The organism is Streptococcus sp. 3.1 (assembly GCF_016648915.1).
GTDB classification, from domain to species: Bacteria; Bacillota; Bacilli; order Lactobacillales; family Streptococcaceae; genus Streptococcus; species Streptococcus salivarius_E.
The window spans coordinates 77,023-96,864 of the sequence record NZ_JACLQV010000007.1 but is presented as its reverse complement, the minus strand read 5'-3'; the positions used below and the strand labels follow the sequence as shown (position 1 = coordinate 96,864).

The 19,842-nt window shown below is 40.5% G+C and carries 20 protein-coding genes; 15 read left to right on the top strand and 5 right to left on the bottom strand.

Annotated features, from left to right (window positions below; all coding sequences use genetic code 11):
- Positions 1–92: 92 nt before the first annotated feature.
- The 5 genes from purR (at position 93) to gap (ending at position 5,531) form a co-directional block, all read left to right on the top strand.
- Positions 93–908, top strand: a complete 816-nt coding sequence (gene purR, locus H7U02_RS05785) for a pur operon repressor (RefSeq protein ID WP_002891918.1) — start codon at positions 93–95, stop codon at positions 906–908.
- A gap of 228 nt (positions 909–1,136) precedes the next feature.
- Positions 1,137–1,550 (top strand): 30S ribosomal protein S12, encoded by a 414-nt coding sequence (gene rpsL / locus H7U02_RS05780; protein WP_002884809.1) that lies wholly within the window; start codon positions 1,137–1,139, stop codon positions 1,548–1,550.
- A gap of 18 nt (positions 1,551–1,568) precedes the next feature.
- The gene (rpsG, locus tag H7U02_RS05775) at positions 1,569–2,039 is read left to right on the top strand and encodes a 30S ribosomal protein S7 (RefSeq protein ID WP_002884746.1); all 471 of its coding nucleotides are present in this window, start codon (positions 1,569–1,571) and stop codon (positions 2,037–2,039) included.
- A 212-nt stretch (positions 2,040–2,251) separates the two neighbouring features.
- Entirely contained in the window at positions 2,252–4,333 is a 2,082-nt protein-coding gene (gene fusA / locus H7U02_RS05770; protein WP_002884537.1) for an elongation factor G, read from the top strand.
- A gap of 187 nt (positions 4,334–4,520) precedes the next feature.
- Positions 4,521–5,531 carry a type I glyceraldehyde-3-phosphate dehydrogenase gene (gap, locus tag H7U02_RS05765; protein ID WP_002884461.1) on the top strand — a complete coding sequence of 337 codons (1,011 nt, stop codon included), beginning with the start codon at positions 4,521–4,523 and terminating at the stop codon, positions 5,529–5,531.
- A 112-nt stretch (positions 5,532–5,643) separates the two neighbouring features.
- On the opposite strand, the gene H7U02_RS05760 is transcribed toward gap, so the two are convergent.
- Positions 5,644–6,348 carry a hypothetical protein gene (locus tag H7U02_RS05760; protein ID WP_073687373.1) on the bottom strand — a complete coding sequence of 235 codons (705 nt, stop codon included), beginning with the start codon at positions 6,346–6,348 and terminating at the stop codon, positions 5,644–5,646.
- 141 nt (positions 6,349–6,489) lie between these two features.
- Here H7U02_RS05760 and H7U02_RS05755 point away from each other — a divergent pair, with 141 nt between their 5' ends.
- The 5 genes from H7U02_RS05755 (at position 6,490) to H7U02_RS05735 (ending at position 11,139) form a co-directional block, all read left to right on the top strand.
- Positions 6,490–7,689, top strand: coding sequence for a phosphoglycerate kinase (locus H7U02_RS05755; RefSeq protein WP_002884739.1), 1,200 nt, complete (start codon positions 6,490–6,492; stop codon positions 7,687–7,689).
- Positions 7,690–7,876: 187 nt separating this feature from the next.
- A complete protein-coding gene (locus H7U02_RS05750; RefSeq protein WP_002884568.1) occupies positions 7,877–8,380 on the top strand; it encodes an FUSC family protein in 504 nt (167 codons plus the stop codon).
- A 173-nt stretch (positions 8,381–8,553) separates the two neighbouring features.
- Positions 8,554–8,928, top strand: coding sequence for a MerR family transcriptional regulator (locus tag H7U02_RS05745; RefSeq protein ID WP_008535631.1), 375 nt, complete (start codon positions 8,554–8,556; stop codon positions 8,926–8,928).
- 48 nt (positions 8,929–8,976) lie between these two features.
- The gene (gene glnA, locus H7U02_RS05740; protein WP_002884322.1) at positions 8,977–10,320 is read left to right on the top strand and encodes a type I glutamate--ammonia ligase; all 1,344 of its coding nucleotides are present in this window, start codon (positions 8,977–8,979) and stop codon (positions 10,318–10,320) included.
- Positions 10,321–10,506: 186 nt separating this feature from the next.
- Positions 10,507–11,139 (top strand): CHAP domain-containing protein, encoded by a 633-nt coding sequence (locus H7U02_RS05735; protein WP_008535629.1) that lies wholly within the window; start codon positions 10,507–10,509, stop codon positions 11,137–11,139.
- A 100-nt stretch (positions 11,140–11,239) separates the two neighbouring features.
- On the opposite strand, the gene rnjA is transcribed toward H7U02_RS05735, so the two are convergent.
- Together rnjA and H7U02_RS05725 are read right to left on the bottom strand one after the other, a co-directional pair.
- Positions 11,240–12,922 (bottom strand): ribonuclease J1, encoded by a 1,683-nt coding sequence (gene rnjA, locus H7U02_RS05730; protein WP_002884294.1) that lies wholly within the window; start codon positions 12,920–12,922, stop codon positions 11,240–11,242.
- Between the two features lie 4 nt (positions 12,923–12,926).
- A complete protein-coding gene (locus H7U02_RS05725; RefSeq protein WP_002884752.1) occupies positions 12,927–13,157 on the bottom strand; it encodes a DNA-dependent RNA polymerase subunit epsilon in 231 nt (76 codons plus the stop codon).
- A gap of 260 nt (positions 13,158–13,417) precedes the next feature.
- Between H7U02_RS05725 and tsaB the strand changes: the two genes are divergently transcribed.
- Genes tsaB through H7U02_RS05700 form a run of 5 tightly spaced genes read left to right on the top strand, consistent with a single transcriptional unit; the run spans position 13,418 to position 16,589 of the window.
- A complete protein-coding gene (tsaB, locus tag H7U02_RS05720) occupies positions 13,418–14,104 on the top strand; it encodes a tRNA (adenosine(37)-N6)-threonylcarbamoyltransferase complex dimerization subunit type 1 TsaB (RefSeq protein WP_110981011.1) in 687 nt (228 codons plus the stop codon).
- Positions 14,064–14,519 (top strand): ribosomal protein S18-alanine N-acetyltransferase, encoded by a 456-nt coding sequence (gene rimI, locus H7U02_RS05715; RefSeq protein ID WP_045769118.1) that lies wholly within the window; start codon positions 14,064–14,066, stop codon positions 14,517–14,519. Before tsaB ends, rimI begins: the two co-directional genes overlap by 41 nt.
- The gene (tsaD, locus tag H7U02_RS05710) at positions 14,519–15,532 is read left to right on the top strand and encodes a tRNA (adenosine(37)-N6)-threonylcarbamoyltransferase complex transferase subunit TsaD (RefSeq protein WP_110981010.1); all 1,014 of its coding nucleotides are present in this window, start codon (positions 14,519–14,521) and stop codon (positions 15,530–15,532) included. The genes rimI and tsaD overlap by 1 nt, the downstream gene beginning before the upstream one ends.
- A 51-nt stretch (positions 15,533–15,583) precedes the next feature.
- Positions 15,584–16,276, top strand: a complete 693-nt coding sequence (locus tag H7U02_RS05705; protein ID WP_073688624.1) for an AzlC family ABC transporter permease — start codon at positions 15,584–15,586, stop codon at positions 16,274–16,276.
- The gene (locus tag H7U02_RS05700; RefSeq protein ID WP_037599077.1) at positions 16,263–16,589 is read left to right on the top strand and encodes an AzlD domain-containing protein; all 327 of its coding nucleotides are present in this window, start codon (positions 16,263–16,265) and stop codon (positions 16,587–16,589) included. The genes H7U02_RS05705 and H7U02_RS05700 overlap by 14 nt, the downstream gene beginning before the upstream one ends.
- 51 nt (positions 16,590–16,640) lie before the next feature.
- Here H7U02_RS05700 and H7U02_RS05695 read toward each other — a convergent pair whose 3' ends face one another.
- Both H7U02_RS05695 and lepB read right to left on the bottom strand, forming a co-directional pair.
- Positions 16,641–19,145: an ATP-dependent RecD-like DNA helicase gene (locus tag H7U02_RS05695; RefSeq protein ID WP_110981009.1), complete on the bottom strand. Its 2,505-nt coding sequence runs from the start codon at positions 19,143–19,145 to the stop codon at positions 16,641–16,643.
- 60 nt (positions 19,146–19,205) lie between these two features.
- Complete coding sequence (lepB, locus tag H7U02_RS05690; RefSeq protein ID WP_013991198.1) at positions 19,206–19,829, bottom strand: signal peptidase I; 624 nt, start codon at positions 19,827–19,829, stop codon at positions 19,206–19,208.
- Between the last annotated feature and the right edge of the window lie 13 nt (positions 19,830–19,842).

The window sequence follows — 19,842 nt, the reverse complement described above, 5'->3', positions numbered from 1 at the left end:
ATCGAAATTAAGCGAGCATTTCATATGAAAATGTTCGTTTTTTGCTGTATTATGGTATAATAGTTAAAAAGTACAGAAAATATAGGTAACATATGAAATTAAAACGAAGTGAGCGCATGGTAGTTATTTCAAACTACCTGATTAATAATCCTTATCAATTGACAAGCCTCAACACCTTTGCAGAGCGTTATGAAGCTGCAAAGTCTTCAATCTCAGAAGATGTTGCTATCATTAAAAAAGCTTTTGAGGAAAGTCAAATAGGAGAAATCGAAACAGTAACTGGTGCATCTGGTGGCGTTATGTTTACACCGACTATTTCTGATGAAGATGCAAGAAGTCTGGTTGAAGATCTTTGTAAACGTCTTTCCGAGAGTGATCGTATCTTACCAGGTGGTTATCTCTACCTATCTGATTTACTGAGTACACCGTCTATTTTAAAAAATGTTGGTCGTATCATTGCCAGTGCCTTTAAAGGACAAAAAATTGATGCCGTTATGACTGTTGCAACTAAAGGAGTTCCTTTAGCAAATGCAGTAGCAGATGTCTTGAACATTCCATTTGTTATTGTTCGTCGTGACTTGAAAATTACAGAAGGTTCAACCGTATCGGTAAACTACGTTAGTGGTTCAAGTGATCGTATTGAAAAGATGTTCCTTTCAAAACGTAGTTTGAAACCTAATAGCCGTGTCCTTATTGTCGATGATTTTCTTAAAGGTGGCGGTACCATTACGGGTATGATTAGCTTGCTTTCAGAATTTGATAGTGAGTTAGTAGGTGTAGCTGTATTCGCAGAAAATGCTAAAGGTGATCGTGATATCCATGAATATAAATCATTACTTACTGTTTCTGACATCGATGTAAAAGCACAGAAGGTAGAAGTTGAAGTCGGTAATATTTTTGATAAATAATTAATCTACGATAGTATTCCTAATTTAAAGATTAGGAATTTTTCTTTTTAACAAGAAAGTCTTGACAATAATCATCAAAAAATGATACTATATTAGACGGTACTTTTTACTTTTGGTCTCTCAAAAGTGTACAGAGACGTGCTGACATAAGTTGCAAAAGTACACACAGATATGGGCTGTCACCAAGTGCCATATCAACCAAAAATAAAAAAACACAGGAGAATGTAGATGCCTACAATTAACCAATTGGTTCGTAAACCACGTCAATCAAAAGTTGTAAAATCTAAATCACCAGCTTTGAACGTTGGTTACAACAGCCACAAAAAAGTTCAAACTAACGTATCTTCACCACAAAAACGTGGTGTTGCAACACGTGTTGGAACAATGACACCTAAGAAACCTAACTCAGCCCTTCGTAAATTCGCTCGTGTACGTTTGAGCAACCTTATCGAAGTTACTGCTTACATCCCAGGTATCGGACACAACCTCCAAGAACACAGCGTTGTTCTTATCCGTGGTGGACGTGTAAAAGACCTTCCAGGGGTACGTTACCACATCGTCCGTGGTGCACTTGATACTGCAGGTGTAGCTGATCGTAAACAAAGCCGTTCTAAATACGGTGCTAAACGTCCTAAAGGATAAGAAGGGAGATAAGATAAAATGAGTCGTAAAAATAGAGCGCCTAAACGCGAAGTATTGGCAGATCCATTGTACAATTCAAAAATCGTTACACGTCTTATCAACCGTGTAATGCTTGACGGTAAACGTGGTACTGCTGCAACAATCGTATACGATGCTTTCGAGCAAATCAAAGAAGCAACTGGAAACGATGCTCTTGAAGTATTTGAAACAGCTATGGACAACATCATGCCTGTACTTGAAGTACGTGCACGTCGTGTCGGTGGTTCAAACTACCAAGTCCCAGTTGAAGTTCGTCCAGAACGTCGTACAACTCTTGGTCTTCGTTGGTTGGTTAACGCATCACGTGCGCGTGGTGAACACACTATGAAAGATCGTCTTGCAAAAGAAATCATGGATGCTGCAAACAACACTGGTGCATCAGTTAAGAAACGTGAAGATACTCACAAAATGGCTGAAGCAAACCGTGCCTTTGCACACTTCCGCTGGTAATCATAAGTTTCAAGCTGAATTACAGTCATATATTCATAAGCTAAGATTATGGATTTGTAATAGGCTGACTCTGAATTCAAATAATATTATTCATATCATTTGAAAACCAGTTAAATATTAGTGAAAAAACGGGTAGGTCCTGCCTATCCGTTTTTTGACAATAATGTTATAATAAATAAGTAAACTAAAATATTTATAGGAGAATAAACCTAATGGCACGCGAATTTTCACTTGCAAAAACTCGTAATATCGGTATCATGGCCCACGTCGATGCCGGTAAAACAACTACAACAGAGCGTATCCTTTACTACACTGGTAAAATCCACAAAATCGGTGAAACTCACGAAGGTGCATCACAAATGGACTGGATGGAGCAAGAACAAGAGCGTGGTATCACAATCACATCTGCCGCTACAACAGCACAATGGGATGGTCACCGCGTTAACATCATCGATACACCAGGACACGTGGACTTCACAATCGAAGTACAACGTTCACTCCGTGTATTGGATGGTGCCGTAACCGTTCTTGACTCACAATCAGGTGTAGAACCTCAAACTGAAACAGTTTGGCGTCAAGCAACTGAGTATGGTGTTCCACGTATCGTATTTGCCAACAAAATGGATAAAATCGGTGCAGACTTCCTTTACTCAGTAAGCACACTTCACGATCGTCTTCAAGCAAACGCACACCCAATCCAATTGCCAATCGGTGCTGAAGATGATTTCCGTGGTATCATTGACTTGATTAAAATGAAAGCTGAAATCTATACTAATGACCTTGGTACAGATATTCTTGAAGAAGATATTCCAGCTGATTACGTTGATCAAGCAAACGAATACCGTGAAAAATTGATCGAAGCAGTTGCTGAAACTGACGAAGATTTGATGATGAAATACCTTGAAGGTGAAGAAATCACTAACGAGGAATTGAAAGCAGCTATCCGTCGTGCAACAATCAACGTTGAATTCTTCCCAGTTCTTTGTGGTTCTGCCTTCAAGAACAAAGGTGTTCAATTGATGCTTGATGCGGTTATCGATTACCTTCCAAGTCCACTTGATATCCCTGCAATCAAAGGTATCAATCCAGATACAGACGAAGAAGAAACTCGTCCAGCATCTGATGATGAGCCATTTGCAGCTCTTGCCTTCAAAATCATGACTGACCCATTTGTAGGTCGTTTGACATTTATCCGTGTTTACTCAGGTATCCTTCAATCAGGTTCATATGTAATGAACACATCTAAAGGTAAACGTGAACGTATCGGACGTATCCTTCAAATGCACGCTAACAGCCGTCAAGAAATTGAACAAGTATACGCTGGTGATATCGCTGCTGCTATCGGTTTGAAAGATACTACAACTGGTGACTCATTAACTGATGAAAAAGCTAAAGTTATTCTTGAGTCAATCGAAGTTCCAGAACCAGTTATCCAATTGATGGTTGAGCCTAAGACTAAAGCTGACCAAGATAAGATGGGTATCGGTCTTCAAAAACTTGCTGAAGAAGATCCAACATTCCGTGTTGAAACTAACCCTGAAACTGGTGAAACAGTTATCTCTGGTATGGGTGAACTTCACCTTGATGTCCTTGTTGACCGTTTGAAACGTGAACACAAAGTTGAAGCAAACGTTGGTGCTCCACAAGTATCTTACCGTGAAACATTCCGTGCTGGAACACAAGCACGTGGATTCTTCAAACGTCAATCTGGTGGTAAAGGTCAGTTTGGTGATGTTTGGATTGAATTTACTCCAAATGAAGAAGGTAAAGGTTTCGAATTCGAAAATGCTATCGTCGGTGGTGTGGTTCCACGTGAATTCATCCCTGCAGTAGAAAAAGGATTGGAAGAATCTATGGCTAACGGTGTCCTTGCTGGATACCCAATGGTTGACATCAAAGCTAAGCTTTACGATGGTTCATACCACGATGTCGATTCATCTGAAACTGCCTTCAAGATCGCTGCGTCTCTTGCACTTAAAGAAGCTGCTAAGACTGCACAACCAACTATCCTTGAACCAATGATGCTTGTAACAATCACTGTTCCTGAAGAAAACCTTGGTGATGTTATGGGTCACGTTACAGCTCGTCGTGGACGTGTTGATGGTATGGAAGCACACGGTAACAGTCAAATCGTTCGTGCGTATGTTCCACTTGCTGAAATGTTCGGTTATGCAACAACACTTCGTTCTGCAACTCAAGGTCGTGGTACATTCATGATGGTATTTGACCACTATGAAGATGTTCCTAAATCAGTTCAAGAAGAAATCATCAAGAAAAATTCTGGTGAAGCTTAATTAGAACTTATAAAGTTAAGGTACTTATGAAAGTAAGTGCCTTTTCTATTTGCAATTTTTTGAAAAAAATTATATAATATGACTGTTGAAAGGTTGAATTGAAAGCGCTCAAGTTAATCTTTTCACAATAGGGAGAGCTTGCTCTCAAAATTATATTTATTTGATTTTCATAAGGAGGAAATCACTAATGGTAGTTAAAGTTGGTATTAACGGTTTCGGTCGTATCGGTCGTCTTGCTTTCCGTCGTATCCAAAACGTAGAAGGTGTTGAAGTTACACGCATCAACGACCTTACAGATCCAGTTATGCTTGCACACTTGTTGAAATACGACACAACTCAAGGTCGTTTCGACGGTACTGTTGAAGTTAAAGATGGTGGATTTGAAGTTAACGGTAAATTCGTTAAAGTTTCTGCTGAACGTGACCCAGAACAAATTGACTGGGCTAACGACGGTGTAGAAATCGTTCTTGAAGCAACTGGTTTCTTTGCTAAGAAAGATGCTGCTGAAAAACACTTGCACGAAGGTGGAGCTAAGAAAGTTGTTATCACTGCTCCTGGTGGAAACGATGTTAAAACAATCGTATTTAACACTAACCACGATATCCTTGATGGTACTGAAACAGTTATCTCAGGTGCTTCATGTACTACAAACTGCTTGGCTCCAATGGCTAAAGCATTGCAAGATAACTTCGGTGTTAAACAAGGTTTGATGACTACTATCCACGCTTACACTGGTGACCAAATGATCCTTGACGGACCACACCGTGGTGGTGACCTTCGTCGTGCACGTGCTGGTGCTGCAAACATCGTTCCTAACTCAACTGGTGCTGCTAAAGCTATCGGTTTGGTTATCCCAGAATTGAACGGTAAACTTGACGGTGCTGCACAACGTGTTCCAGTTCCAACTGGATCAGTTACTGAATTGGTAGCAGTTCTTGAAAAAGACGTTACTGTTGATGAAGTGAACGCAGCTATGAAAGCAGCTTCAAACGAATCATTCGGTTACACTGAAGATCCAATCGTATCTTCAGATATCGTAGGTATTTCTTACGGTTCATTGTTTGATGCAACTCAAACTAAAGTACAAACTGTTGATGGTAAACAATTGGTTAAAGTTGTTTCTTGGTACGACAACGAAATGTCATACACTTCACAACTTGTACGTACTCTTGAATACTTCGCGAAAATCGCTAAATAATTCAATTGTATAAAAAGAAGAGCTTCGGCTCTTTTTTTTATTTTCCAAAATAATAAAACAGCCGTATAAATAGGCTGTTATAATCTCAGTAGGATTGTGATTTATGAATAAGCTAGAAGGCATTCCAAATGAGTAGAAAGAGCATGACACAACCCCAGGCGTTTTTATTATGTTTTTGTATAGCTAGCATACCATAAATAAGTATAAAAACGGTAAGTGATTCAAATAGGGTATAGACATCAAAACCAATGATTCCATGGATAAGGAGGCAAAAAATCGCACAAGTTATTGCCCCACTATCTAACCAAATGTAAGGAGATGGAAAACGTATGCGTATCTTTTCAGCGATGACTACATAGTTAAATCCTTCCCAGAATCCCCAAATAAGACAGATGAATAGGTATGCCAGGATATTACTAGGAAATGATTGGCTCATTACTTCTTTTGTTAATTGTATTGATTGAAGAGGTAGATAGGAATGAATCTGATGAGTAATTCCTTTAAATATGATAAGTGGTAGGGCTACAAGAAGAGATTGAAAAAGGGTGGTAACTAGATTTTTGGTGATTAATCCAAAGTGTCTGAAAGATTCTTTGCGATAAAGCATAACAGTGCTGGTTCCTAAGCCTGCGATGGCAAATTGACAACTAGCTAATAAGATTAATCGCAGCCATAGCGGTACTGAGGTTTGGTTAGTGTATGAAAAAAGAGTTGGTTTAAGAGTAAGAAAGAGGAGCAGAGGAACAAGGGTAAGAATAAGGATTACATTTAGATCATGGTCAGCTTGTTTCTGCTTCTTGTTTAGCTGTTTTTTCATGGATATTCGACCTTTCTATTTAGATTATATGCTAAATGCCTTATACTAGCAATAAGCTAGAAATCCTTCTGATTTTGCTATCTCTTTTATGCATTTTGTGATATAATGAAAACGTATTAAAAAATTAAGGAGTCTGATCAAATGGCTAAATTGACTGTTAAAGATGTTGACTTGAAAGGGAAAAAAGTTCTCGTTCGTGTTGACTTCAACGTACCTGTAAAAGATGGCGTGATCACTAACGACAACCGTATCACTGCTGCCCTTCCAACTATCAAGTACATTCTTGAACAAGGTGGACGTGCAATCCTCTTCTCTCACCTTGGACGTGTAAAAGAAGAAGCTGATAAAGAAGGCAAATCACTTGCTCCTGTAGCTGCTGACTTGGCTGCTAAATTGGGTCAAGACGTTAAATTTATCCCAGGTGTTACACGTGGTGCTGAATTGGAAGCAGCTGTTAACGCTCTTGAAGATGGACAAGTTCTCTTGGTTGAAAACACTCGTTTTGAAGATGTTGATGGCAAGAAAGAATCTAAAAATGATCCTGAACTTGGTAAATACTGGGCATCACTTGGAGATGGTATCTTCGTAAACGATGCATTCGGTACAGCTCACCGTGCACACGCATCTAACGTTGGTATCTCAGCAAACGTTGATAAAGCTGTTGCTGGTTTCCTTCTTGAAAACGAAATTGCTTACATCAAAGAAGCAGTTGAAACTCCAGAACGTCCATTCGTAGCTATCCTTGGTGGTTCTAAAGTATCTGATAAGATTGGTGTTATCGAAAACCTTCTTGCAAAAGCTGATAAAGTTCTTATCGGTGGCGGTATGACTTACACATTCTACAAAGCACAAGGTATCGAAATCGGTAACTCACTTGTAGAAGAAGATAAACTTGATGTTGCTAAAGCTCTTCTTGAAAAATCAAACGGTAAATTGATCTTGCCAGTTGACTCAAAAGAAGCTAATGCATTTGCTGACTACACTGAAGTGAAAGACACTGAAGGTGAAGCAGTAGACCCAGGTTTCCTTGGTTTGGATATCGGTCCTAAATCAATTGCTGAATTCGATAAAGCCTTGACTGGTGCGAAAACAGTTGTATGGAATGGTCCTATGGGTGTATTTGAAAACCCTGACTTCCAAGCTGGTACAATCGGTGTGATGGACGCTATCGTGAAACAACCAGGCGTTAAATCAATCATCGGTGGTGGTGACTCAGCTGCTGCTGCGATCAACCTTGGCCGTGCAGACAAATTCTCATGGATCTCTACTGGTGGTGGTGCTTCTATGGAACTTCTTGAAGGTAAAGAGCTTCCAGGATTGGCTGCACTTACTGATAAATAAGTCTATTAGAATAGAAAGAGTTGGGAAACCAACTCTTTTTTGTGTTATCTCATTGAGTATTTGGTAGAGGCTAAAACTATTATTGGGAAGTAAATTTCTCTCAAAAAATTGCGATTATTAGTTTGAACTTTGCGGCATAATACTGTAGAAGTAGCCAAAAGTTTCATAATCATGTTAAAATAGTAAAATGGGATTGAAATTTGAACCGAAAAAATTTAAATTTGGTATGCGTACACTTAAGACGGGGATTGCTGTCTTTCTAGTTTTAGGTCTTTTTTCTGCTTTAGGCTGGGAAGGGCTTCAGATTGGTTGTTTGACAGCAGTCTTTAGTCTTCGAGAAAACTTTGATAGAAGTATTCAGTTTGGTAAGTCACGTATTTTTGCGAATACGGTTGGAGGGCTTTTGTCGCTATTATTTTACTTTGTAAATATGTGGTTTAATCATTCAGTTTGGGTGACCTTGCTATTGGTTCCAATTTTGACAATGCTGACGATTGTCATTAATGTGTCATTTAATAATGCATCTGGTGTTATTGGAGGGGTGGCTGCACTTCTGATTATTACCTTGTCCATTCCACCTGATAATACCTTCACTTATGTTATTGCTCGAGTCTTTGAAACTTTCTGTGGAGTCTTTATAGCAATTCTTGTTAATTATGATTATGATTGGCTACTTAAACACTTAAAATAAGAATGATAGGGTTCTCTTGAACTCTATTTTTTATGTTTTTTTGATAAAATCCTTAAATTAGAGCGAATAGACAATATAATGTTCGGGAATTGCTCGTTGTGTAAGAAAAAGTAACATAAACTGTTGACATGTAGAAATATTCAGAATATAATTGTTAGGAAAGGAGGATGATCATGGCAAGAGAGAAAGAATTAAGGCGTTCTCTAGCTGTTTTTCCGATTGGAACAGTTATGAAATTGACGGATTTAACTGCTCGTCAAATTCGTTACTATGAAGATCAAGGTTTAATTCAACCTGAACGTACAGCTGGAAATCGTCGGATGTACTCATTAAATGATATGGATCGTTTATTGGAAATCAAAGATTTTTTGGATGATGGTTACAATATTGCAGCCATCAAGCATGAGTACGAAGAGCGTGAAGTTCGTGCCCAACAAAAACAAGTGGCTTTAACAGATGCGGACGTTCGACGTATCTTGCATGATGAACTCCTTCAGCAAGGCCGTTTTACGACCCCGTCACAACAATTTGGTAACTTGCGTATCTAATTACGCTTTGAACTTTTATTTTTGGTTTTTATAAAGGAGACCCCTATTATGGCAATCACAGCAGCTGATATTCGTCGCGAAGTCAAAGAGAAGAATGTTACTTTCTTGCGTTTAATGTTCTCTGATATCCTTGGTGTTATGAAGAACGTTGAAATTCCTGCGACAGATGAACAGTTGGATAAGGTACTTTCAAATAAAGCTATGTTTGATGGTTCATCAATCGAGGGATTTGTTCGTATCAACGAATCTGATATGTATCTTTACCCAGATCTTGATACGTGGACAGTTTTCCCTTGGGGCGATGAAAATGGTGCAGTAGCTGGTCTTATTTGTGATATCTATACTTCTGCGGGTGAACCATTTGCTGGTGACCCTCGTGGTAACTTGAAAAAAGCTTTGCGTCATATGGAAGAAGTTGGTTATAAATCATTTAACCTTGGACCAGAACCAGAATTTTTCCTTTTCAAATTAGATGAGCAAGGTAATCCTACGCTTGAAGTTAACGATAAAGGTGGTTATTTTGACCTTGCACCAACTGACCTTGCAGACAACACACGTCGTGAAATCGTTAATGTGTTGACAGAAATGGGATTTGATGTTGAGGCATCTCACCATGAAGTGGCGGTTGGTCAACATGAAATCGACTTCAAGTATACAGATGTTTTGAAGGCTTGTGATAATATCCAAATTTTCAAATTGGTTGTTAAGACAATCGCTCGTAAACATGGTCTTTATGCGACATTTATGGCGAAACCTAAATATGGTATTGCTGGTAGCGGTATGCACTGTAACATGTCTCTCTTCACTGAAGAAGGAAATGCATTCTTTGATCCAGAGGATCCACGTGGTATGCAATTGTCTCAAGACGCTTACTACTTCCTTGGTGGTTTGATGAAACATGCATATAACTATACTGCAATTATTAACCCAACAGTTAACTCTTACAAACGTTTGGTTCCTGGATATGAAGCTCCTGTATATATTGCATGGGCAGGTAGCAACCGTTCACCATTGATCCGCGTTCCTGCGTCTCGTGGTATGGGTACACGTTTGGAATTGCGTTCAGTAGACCCAATGGCAAACCCATACTTGGCACTTGCTGTTCTTTTGGAAGCTGGTCTTGATGGTATTATTAACAAGATTGATGCTCCAGATCCAGTTGAAACAAACATTTACTCAATGTCTCCTGAAGAACGTAAAGAAGCAGGTATTATTGATTTGCCATCAACACTTCGTAACGCTCTTAAAGCATTGGAAACAGATGAAGTGGTTCGTCAAGCTTTGGGTAATCATATCTATACAAACTTCCTTGATGCGAAACGTATGGAATGGGCAAGCTATGCTACCTTTGTTTCACAATGGGAAATTGATAACTACTTGGACATTTATTAAGAAATTAAATTTGAAAATCAGGTTATGCCTGGTTTTCTTTTTCTTCTAAAATTATTAAGTTCTTGGACAAATTACGTAGTTTTAACTGAGCTGTTTTCTTTTGTCATATTTCTTTATTCCCCCTTAATCGCATTAAAATATGAGAGTGTTAAACTAATTTCATATTAATCTTATTCAGGGGGAAATATGAAAACTACAAAAAAAGCTGCTTTGGCAGCAGCCTCAAGTGCATTATTGCTCGGTCTTACAGTCGCACAAACAGTTAATGCTGATACTTATACAGTTCAAAATGGAGATTCATTCTTCGGGATTGCTAGTCAGTATGGTGTAGATCCTTATCAATTAGCAGCTGAAAATGGCATGACTATTTGGTCAACAATTGTTCCTGGTGGAAGCTTGGAAGTTTCAGGAGCTACTACGGCAGTTGAAGAAACAACAGAAGTTTCTTCTTCAGAGGTAACAGCTACTGATTCAGATGCTACTTGGAATCGTTATCCAGTTGGTCAATGTACATGGGGTGTTAAGGAAGTCGCTCCATGGGCAAGTAACTGGTGGGGTAATGGTGGCGATTGGGCCGGAAGCGCTGCTAGCCAAGGTTATGCTGTAGGTTCAACACCTGTGACAGGATCAATTGTATGTTGGACTGATGGTGGTTATGGTCACGTTGGTTATGTAACACAAGTTGGTCAAGATGGTCAAATTCAAATCTTGGAGTCAAACTATAACAACCAGCAACAAATCAATAACTATCGTGGTTGGTTTGATCCACAAAACTCAACTACACCAGGTTCAGTATCTTACATTTATCCAGGTGCATAAAACGAAAAGAAGCGCTTATAGCGCTTTTTTACTTGCTGGAAGAGTTGTGCTCAGACTGGATTTAAACTTAAAAAATGGTAGCTAGATGGCTACCATTTTTTTATTTATCAGGTGTTAGAATCATTGGAATAATAATTGGTTCACGTTCTGTTTTTTCATATAGAAATGGACGTAAAGCATTGACGATAGCTCCGTTAACAGATTGGATGCTAGCATCTTTATTCTTAAGAGCGATACGAATAGCATTGAATAGAATGCGTTGGCTTTCGCGGATAAGATCGCCAGATTCACGCATATAGATGAAGCCACGACTGAGGATGTCTGGACCAGCTAGAATCATCTTAGACTTGAAATCAACAGTAGCTACGGCAAGTACAACACCATCTTCAGAAAGATCACGACGGTCACGAAGAACCGCGGCTCCGATATCCCCAATACCATTACCATCAACATAGATATCTTGGGCATTGAAGTGACCTGCACGACGCGCAGAGTCTTTTGTTAGGGCTAAGACATCACCATTTTCCATAATGAAGATATTATCTTTGGGAACGCCACAATCAACAGCAAGACCTGCGTGGACTTTCTGCATGCGGTATTCACCGTGAACAGGCATGAAGAATTTTGGTTTTATCAAACGAAGCATTAGTTTTTGCTCTTGTTGACCACCGTGTCCAGAGGTATGGATATTGTTGATTTTACCGTGGATAACATCAACACCAGCTTCTTGAATGGTATTAATCAGACGGTTAACGCTAGTGGTGTTCCCTGGAATAGGACTAGATGAGAAGATGACAGTGTCACCAGGTTGTAGTGTCACTTGGCGGTGCATACCATTGGCGATACGTGCCAGGGCCGCCATAGGCTCCCCTTGAGAACCGGTACACATGATAAGAATCTCACTGGCATGATAGTTTTTCATCTCACTAGGATCAATGATAGTCCCTTTTGGAACCTTGATGTAACCTAGTTCAACCCCATTGACAATGGCTTTTTCCATAGAACGTCCGAAGACAACAATCTTACGGCCAGTTTTTACAGCGGCTTCGGCAGCTTGTTGAAGACGGAAAATGTTTGAGGCAAATGAGGCGAAAATAATACGTCCGTGGATGCCTTCAATAATTTTCATAATGGATTGGCCAACAACCTTCTCGGAATTAGTGAAAGTTGGTACTTCAGCATTGGTTGAGTCTGAGAGGAGGCAAAGAACGCCTTCCTCACCAAGTGCAGCCATACGGTGAAGGTCTGCTGGTTCACCTACCGGGGTGAAGTCAAACTTAAAGTCACCGGTACACACAATTTTACCTTGAGGTGTATGGATGACAATACCGAGAGGTTCTGGAATTGAGTGAGTAGTACGGAAGAAGGTCACGCTCATATTTTTGAAAGTAAGCTCTGTATTAGCATTAATTTCGTAGAGTTGTGCGTCACGAAGTAGTCCGTGTTCTTCCAATTTTCCTTTGATAAGAGCAAGAGCAAGCGGTCCTGCATAAATTGGGATATTTGCCTGTTTAAGAAGGAAGGGAATCCCACCAATATGGTCTTCGTGACCGTGGGTAATGACAAGTGCCTTTACACGATCAACGTTTTCAACGATGTAAGAATAGTCTGGGATGACATAGTCGATTCCGAGAAGATCGTCTTCGGGGAATTTAATACCCGCATCGACGATGATAATCTCATCTTGGTATTCAATACCATAGGTGTTTTTACCGATTTCCCCCAAACCACCAATCGCATAAACCCCAACTTCTTCAGGTTTTAGATTGATTTTTGATGCCATGGTCTTAGAACTCCGTTACTTCAAAAACGCCTGTTTCTTTTTCGTATTCAAGGGCTTTTTCTGAGAGGAGCTCGATGAATTCGATGTTATAGGCAGTGTTTTTTTCGATGATTTGACGAGCTTGGATACGTCCCTCAAGTTCAGTTTCTGCATCGATATCTAGGTAGAGTGATTTTGTCTGTTCACGGCGTGGATTACGCTCTTTAGTTTCTTGGTAAAAGACTTTATAAATCATGGTTTTCCTTTCTTTCCAAAAGGCTCTGCCATTCTATAAAAAAACCGGTCAAGTTAATCTTTCTATGATTTACTTGACGTTATGATATTCACTTTATGAGTAATAGCTAGTAGCCTTGATTCGTTTAACAATTACTATTATTGTACCATAAGATAAGGGCTAGATAAAGAAAATGGCGGAAAAAGTTGGAAAATGTTCGTTTCTGGGAAACAGTGACTTGTGTTATAATAGAAAAGCATAAAAGGAAACAAGGAAAAAAGATGAAAATATTAGCATTTGATACTTCTAGCACTGCTTTATCAGTAGCCTTGTTGGAAGAAGAGAAACTAGTGGCAGAGACAACTGTCACAGTAAAAAAGAACCACAGTATTAGTTTAATGCCCACCATTGATTTTTTAGTTGCTCAGGCAGGCTGGCAGCCGTCTGATTTAGAACGTATTGTGGTTGCACAGGGGCCTGGATCCTACACCGGGCTTCGTGTGGCTGTCGCAACAGCTAAGACGTTAGCCTATGCGCTTGACATTGATTTAGTGGGGGTTTCAAGTCTACAGGCGCTGACAAACCTTTCGGTTGTCGGTGTTGTGATTCCTATCATGGATGCCCGTCGTAATAATGTTTACGTTGGTTTTTATGAAAATGGTCAGGCTATCGTCCCTGATTGTCATGCTGCCTTTACAGATGTTCTTGAGCAAGCTAAAGTTTATGAAAAGGTGACATTTGTCGGTGAAGTGGCTAATTTTGCGGATCAGATTAAGGAAAATCTTCCAGAGGCAACGATCTTGTCTAGCCTTCCATCAGCTCAGTTAATTGGTCGTTTAGGCTTGTCCTTGCCTTCTGTTGATGTGGATGCCTTTGTTCCACATTACTTGAAGCGGGTTGAGGCAGAGGAGAATTGGCTTAAGACGCATGAGGAGATTAACCGTGACAACTACATCAAGCGCGTCTAGATTGAGTAGTCAGGAGCAAGCTCAACTGATTTATCAGATTTTGTCGGATGTTTATGACAAATCTCCGTGGACGATAGAACAAGTGGTAGCAGACTTGGCTTTGGATACTACGGAGTATTTCTATGTTTATGATCAGGAAGAAGTTGTTGGTTTTTTAGCCCTTCAAAATTTGGTGGGTGAGCTTGAGGTGACCAATATCGCTGTTTTAAAAGCTTATCAGGGGCGTGGTTATGCTAGTCAGCTGATGAAGCATTTGGAAGAGCGTAGTGAACCTATATTTTTAGAGGTGAGGGCTTCAAATCAAGTCGCTCAGGCACTTTATAGAAAATTTGGTTTTGAAAGTCTAGGAATTCGGAAAAATTATTATCATGAGCCTCAAGAAGATGCAGTTATCATGAGGCGAGAGGAAGTCTAATGGTAGATAGATATATTTTGGCAGTGGAGAGCTCGTGTGACGAGACTTCAGTTGCCGTTTTGAAAAATGAGAAGGAACTTTTGAGTAATATTATTGCCAGTCAGGTGGAAAGTCATAAACGTTTTGGTGGTGTTGTCCCTGAGGTGGCTAGTCGTCACCATGTGGAAGTGGTGACTCTTTGCATTAAGGATGCCCTTTCAGAGGCGGGCATTACTGCTGAACAACTAGATGCTGTAGCAGTAACCTATGGTCCTGGTTTGGTCGGAGCGCTCTTGGTCGGGATGGCAGCGGCTAAGGCCTTCGCTTGGGCACATGGATTGCCTTTGATTCCAGTTAATCATATGGCTGGGCATCTTATGGCAGCGCGTGAGGTACAAGAGTTGGAATACCCCCTCCTAGCACTTTTGGTGTCTGGGGGACACACAGAGTTGGTTTATGTGTCAGAACCAGGAAATTACAAGATTGTTGGTGAGACACGTGATGATGCAGTTGGTGAGGCCTATGATAAGGTTGGGCGTGTGATGGGTTTGACCTACCCAGCTGGGCGTGAAATTGATGAATTGGCTCATAAAGGGAAAGATGTTTATGATTTTCCACGCGCTATGATTAAGGAAGACCACTTGGAGTTTTCATTTTCAGGCCTAAAGTCTGCTTTCATCAATTTGCATCACAATGCAGAACAGAAGGGAGAAGTTCTAGTCAGAGAGGACCTTTGTGCTTCCTTCCAAGCTGCTGTGTTGGATATTCTCCTAGCTAAGACTAAGAAAGCCTTGGAGCGTTATCCTGTCAAGACACTTGTTGTTGCTGGTGGCGTAGCAGCTAATCAGGGCTTACGTGAACGTTTGGCTGAAGAAATTACGGATGTAGATGTGGTTATTCCGCCTTTACGTCTCTGTGGTGATAATGCTGGCATGATTGCCCTAGCAGCTGCCATTGAATGTGATCAGAAACATTTTGCTGAGTTGGACTTGAATGCAAAACCAAGTCTTGCCTTTGCAGGATTTGAAGAATAAGAAGAACCTCTTACTAGTCTGGTAAGAGGTTCCTTTAGAAAGGAATTGAGTATGTCTGCCTTTCGTTTAGGTGTAAAAGCTGCAGTACCGACAGCCCTAGGATATGTGGCTATTGGCCTAGCCTTTGGTGTTGTAGCGGCGGCTTCTGGTCTATCGGCCCTTGAGGTTGGCCTCATGTGTGCCTTAGTCTATGGTGGCTCGGCTCAGTTTGCTATGTGTGCATTAGTAGTTGCAGGAGCTGGCCTTGGTGAGTTAACCTTGACTGTTTTCTTAGTTAATTTGCGTAACATGTTGATGAGTTTACATGCAACGACGATTTTTACAAAAACAAGCCTCTGGAATCAGCTGGGAATTGGTAGTCTGATTACGGATGAAAGTTATGGTGTCTTGTTGGGAGAATATGTGCATCATAAAGATATTTCTGCGAACTGGATGCATGGGAACAATATTTTCAGCTATCTGGTTTGGATTGTATCATCAGTTGTTGGGTGTTTGATTGGTTCCATGATTCCTAATCCTGAGCTTTTTGGTTTGGATTTTGCCTTGATTGCCATGTTTATAGGTTTGTTAAGTAGTCAGATAGATGCTTTGTTAGGTGAAGGCGTGCGTAAGCTATTCTTGATTTTACTATCTATTGCTATGGCTTATCTGAGCTTTAGTGTCATCTTGTCGGAATCTTTGGCTGTTTTAGTGGCTACTTTAGTTGGATGTAGTGTGGGGGTGATGTGTGATGGCCGTCAATAAGTTTATTCTCATTGCCATTCTACTTGGATTTGTTGTTAGCTGGGTGCCCCGTATTCTCCCCTTTGTTTTAGTGAAATACAAGGGCTTACCAGATATCGTTGTTCGATTTTTGCACTACTTACCAGTTTCTATCCTCTTTGCTCTGATTCTCTCTAGTCTCACGACTGAGAAGATTGGTCACTTGCCACAGTTTAAGTGGATGGAAATACTGGCTACTGTGCCAACGGTAATTGTAGCATTTAAGAGCAAAAATCTGCTCTATGCAGTAATCGTCGGTATAGTGTCTATGGCCCTGATTCGTTTAGTGTTTTAGTAAATGAAAAGACTTGGAGTTGCTCTTAGTGAGTCGCTTTCCAAGTCTTTTTTAGTTATTGTTAAAAAAAGCAGCGATATCGTCTTCACTGAGACCAATCATTGGATCTATAGTTGCCCAATTTTCTTCAGTTAAACGATAGTTTTCTTCTGTTTGCACAGGTTTGTTAACAGACTTATCCACAGGTTGTGAATAAGTGTTAACAAGATCTGGGGATGGATTGATATTTTCCGAAATGTCTTTGTTTTCAAGGGGTTCTGAGGATTCGTTGTTTTCCTTTTTTGTTTGATTGGATGCGTCTGTTGCCTCGTTTTTAACAATCTTTTCGACAGACTTATCAACAGCTTGTGTATAAGTTTGTTCAAAACGTTGGATGAGATAAGTATTTCGTTTAGCTCCCTCGTTGTGAACAGCATAATCGAAGGCTACGATTTCCCCCAGCATGACTAGTTTACTCTTGGCGCGTGTGATTGCGGTGTAAATGAGGTTACGTTGTAGCATACGCCCACTTTGGCGTGTGATGGGAAGGATAACGACTGGGAACTCACTCCCTTGGGATTTGTGGATTGACATAGCATAGGCCAGAGTAATCTTATTCCATTCGTTACGAGGATAGATAACCTCATTGCCGTCGAAGGACATGTAAATTTCGTCCTGTTTGCTTTCAGTATATTTACCAGGAATGAGATCAGTAATGATTCCGATGTCGCCATTGAAGACATTGAGTTCTGTATCGTTGACCAGATGGAGAATCTTGTCGTTTTTGCGGAAGAAGATATCATTAAAGGCGAACTGATTGGCCTTTTCTTTAGGATTAAGTAGGTCTTGCATAATGGTATTGAGATTGTTAATACCAGCCTGTCCTCGGTACATGGGGGCTAGAATCTGAACATCCTGAGCTGCAATCCCACTCTTTATCGCAGCAGAGACGATTTTAGGAACCATCTGTGGAATATGGTTGGCATTGGCCTCAAAGTAAGAGCGGTCAGCCTTTTTCTCTGTGAAATCAGCGGGTAGTTGGCCTTGGCGCATCTGGCTAGCTAGGGTAACGATAGTGGAATCCTCGGATTGTCTGAAAATTTTGGTTAGGGAAACTTTAGGCAAGTTATCAATCTGCAAAAGGTCAGCCAAGACTTGGCCAGGGCCTACGGAAGGTAGTTGGTCTTGGTCACCCACAATGATAACTTGGGTTGAATCAGAGATACTTTCAAAGAGTTGATTGGCCAACCAAGTATCAACCATAGAGAACTCGTCGATGATAATCAAATCGCAATCGAGATAGTCCTCTAAGGTCTTAAAATCGTCCTCGCTATTGAGGCCTAAATGTCTATGAATAGTGGCGCTAGGGAGTTGGGTGAGTTCGTTCATCCGACGAGCAGCCCGTCCCGTTGGTGCTGCTAAAATAATAGGTAAATCAGACTTTTTGAGATCTAGGCCATGGAGGTCAGCATAGGTTTTAATAATGCCGTTAATAACAGTGGTTTTCCCTGTTCCGGGACCACCTGTCAGGATGAAGACCTTGCTTTGTAGGGCTTTGATAATGGCATCTTTTTGAACCTGATCATAAGTAATACCAAGCTCCTCTTCCACCCCTTCAAGGCTGTCTAAGATTTTGTCTTCAGAGCTGACGTCAGGTTGGTCCTTCATGATACGAGTTAGGTGGGTATAGATGCCCTGTTCCGCAAAATATAGGGTATTATCAAAGATTTTAGTCTCTACATTTTGCACCTTATCCTCTTGGATAAGATTGGTTAATTGGTTAGCGACCAAGGCGGGGTCAAGTTCAATCGGACGAGCACCTTCCAAAAGAATGATGGTACGTTCAAGCAAGGCTTTGGCTTCTATGTAGGTATCGCCTTCTTCCATACTGGCTTCTAGTAGACAATGAATCAAGGCAGCTCGTAAACGCTCAGGAGCATCGCTAGCAATTCCGAGACGTTCGGCTAGTTGGTCAGCCATTTTAAAACCGATTCCTTGAATCTCCTCTACTAATAGATAAGGGTGTTCCTCAATAAGATTTAGTGACTCTTCCTTATATTGATTGAAAATTTGTGAGGCGGCCTTTGGTGTGAGTCCATAGCTAGAAAGTTTGGACAGGATTTGCTCGGCTCCATAATTGATTTTTAACTTCGCAACAAAGGCTTCTCGATTGACCTTGGAGAGGTTGGGAATCTGCTCTAACTCGCTAGAATCCTCGAGAATCTTGTCAATAGGGTCTTCTCCGTAAATTTCGACAATACGCTCGGCCGTTTTCTTACCGATTCCTTTGAAATTGTCGCTGGCAAAATATTTGATAAGACCGCTGGCAGAAGGTTTTGAACGCTCGTAGCGGGTCATTTGTAGCTGTTCCCCATATTTAGGGTGATTGGTTAGTTGGCCCCAGAAGGTATAGTCTTCACCCTCCATGACATCCCCCATAGTTCCTGTGACAATGATTTCGTAGTCTTCAAAATCACTGTCCGTTTCGTCAATCTCTAAGAGTAAGATACGAAAAAAATTACTAGTGTTTTCGAAAATGACGCGTTCGATAGTTCCTGAAAAATAAAATTCTTGCATGTGTTTTTCCTAGATACATAATAAGGCTGGGTTTCCCCAACCTTATCTTATTTAGTGGTTTTAGTTGTCTTCAACGGTACCAATTTTATTAAGTGGCCAGAAGCGGAATTTGACTTCCCCTACAAGAGCACTCTTGTCAAAGTAACCAACTTCGCGGCTATCTTTTGAAACGATACGGTTATCTCCAAGTAGGAAATATTTGCCTTCAGGAACAGTGACAGAGAAAGTAGTGTTTTTGTCCGCGTTGACAGTGAAGGCCTTAGATTCTTTAGCTAGTTGTTGGAAGTAATCGCGGTATGCATACTCTTTTTGTAGCTTATCTTTGGCAAAGGCAGCCTGGAATTCTTTGAGGTATTCTTCCTTGACTTCTTTACCGTTGACAGTAAGTTTATCGTTTTGATAGGTAATGGTATCACCTGGCATCCCAATGACACGTTTTACGATTTGTTTCGTCTTACCATTTTCAACCTCCTTGGCAACGACAATATCAAAGCGTTCAATGGACGTGTGTTTCAAAACAATAACACGCTGGTTATTGGCGAGAGTTGGATCCATTGAGTGGCCGTCAACCTGAACAGGAAGCCAGAGGAAGAGGCGAGTCAAGAGGAAGAATGTGATAAAGAGGATAAAGAGTCCCCATTCACGAAGGAAAATGAGAAAGTATTGGGTCCATTTGTTTTTCATAGTTAAGGCCTTT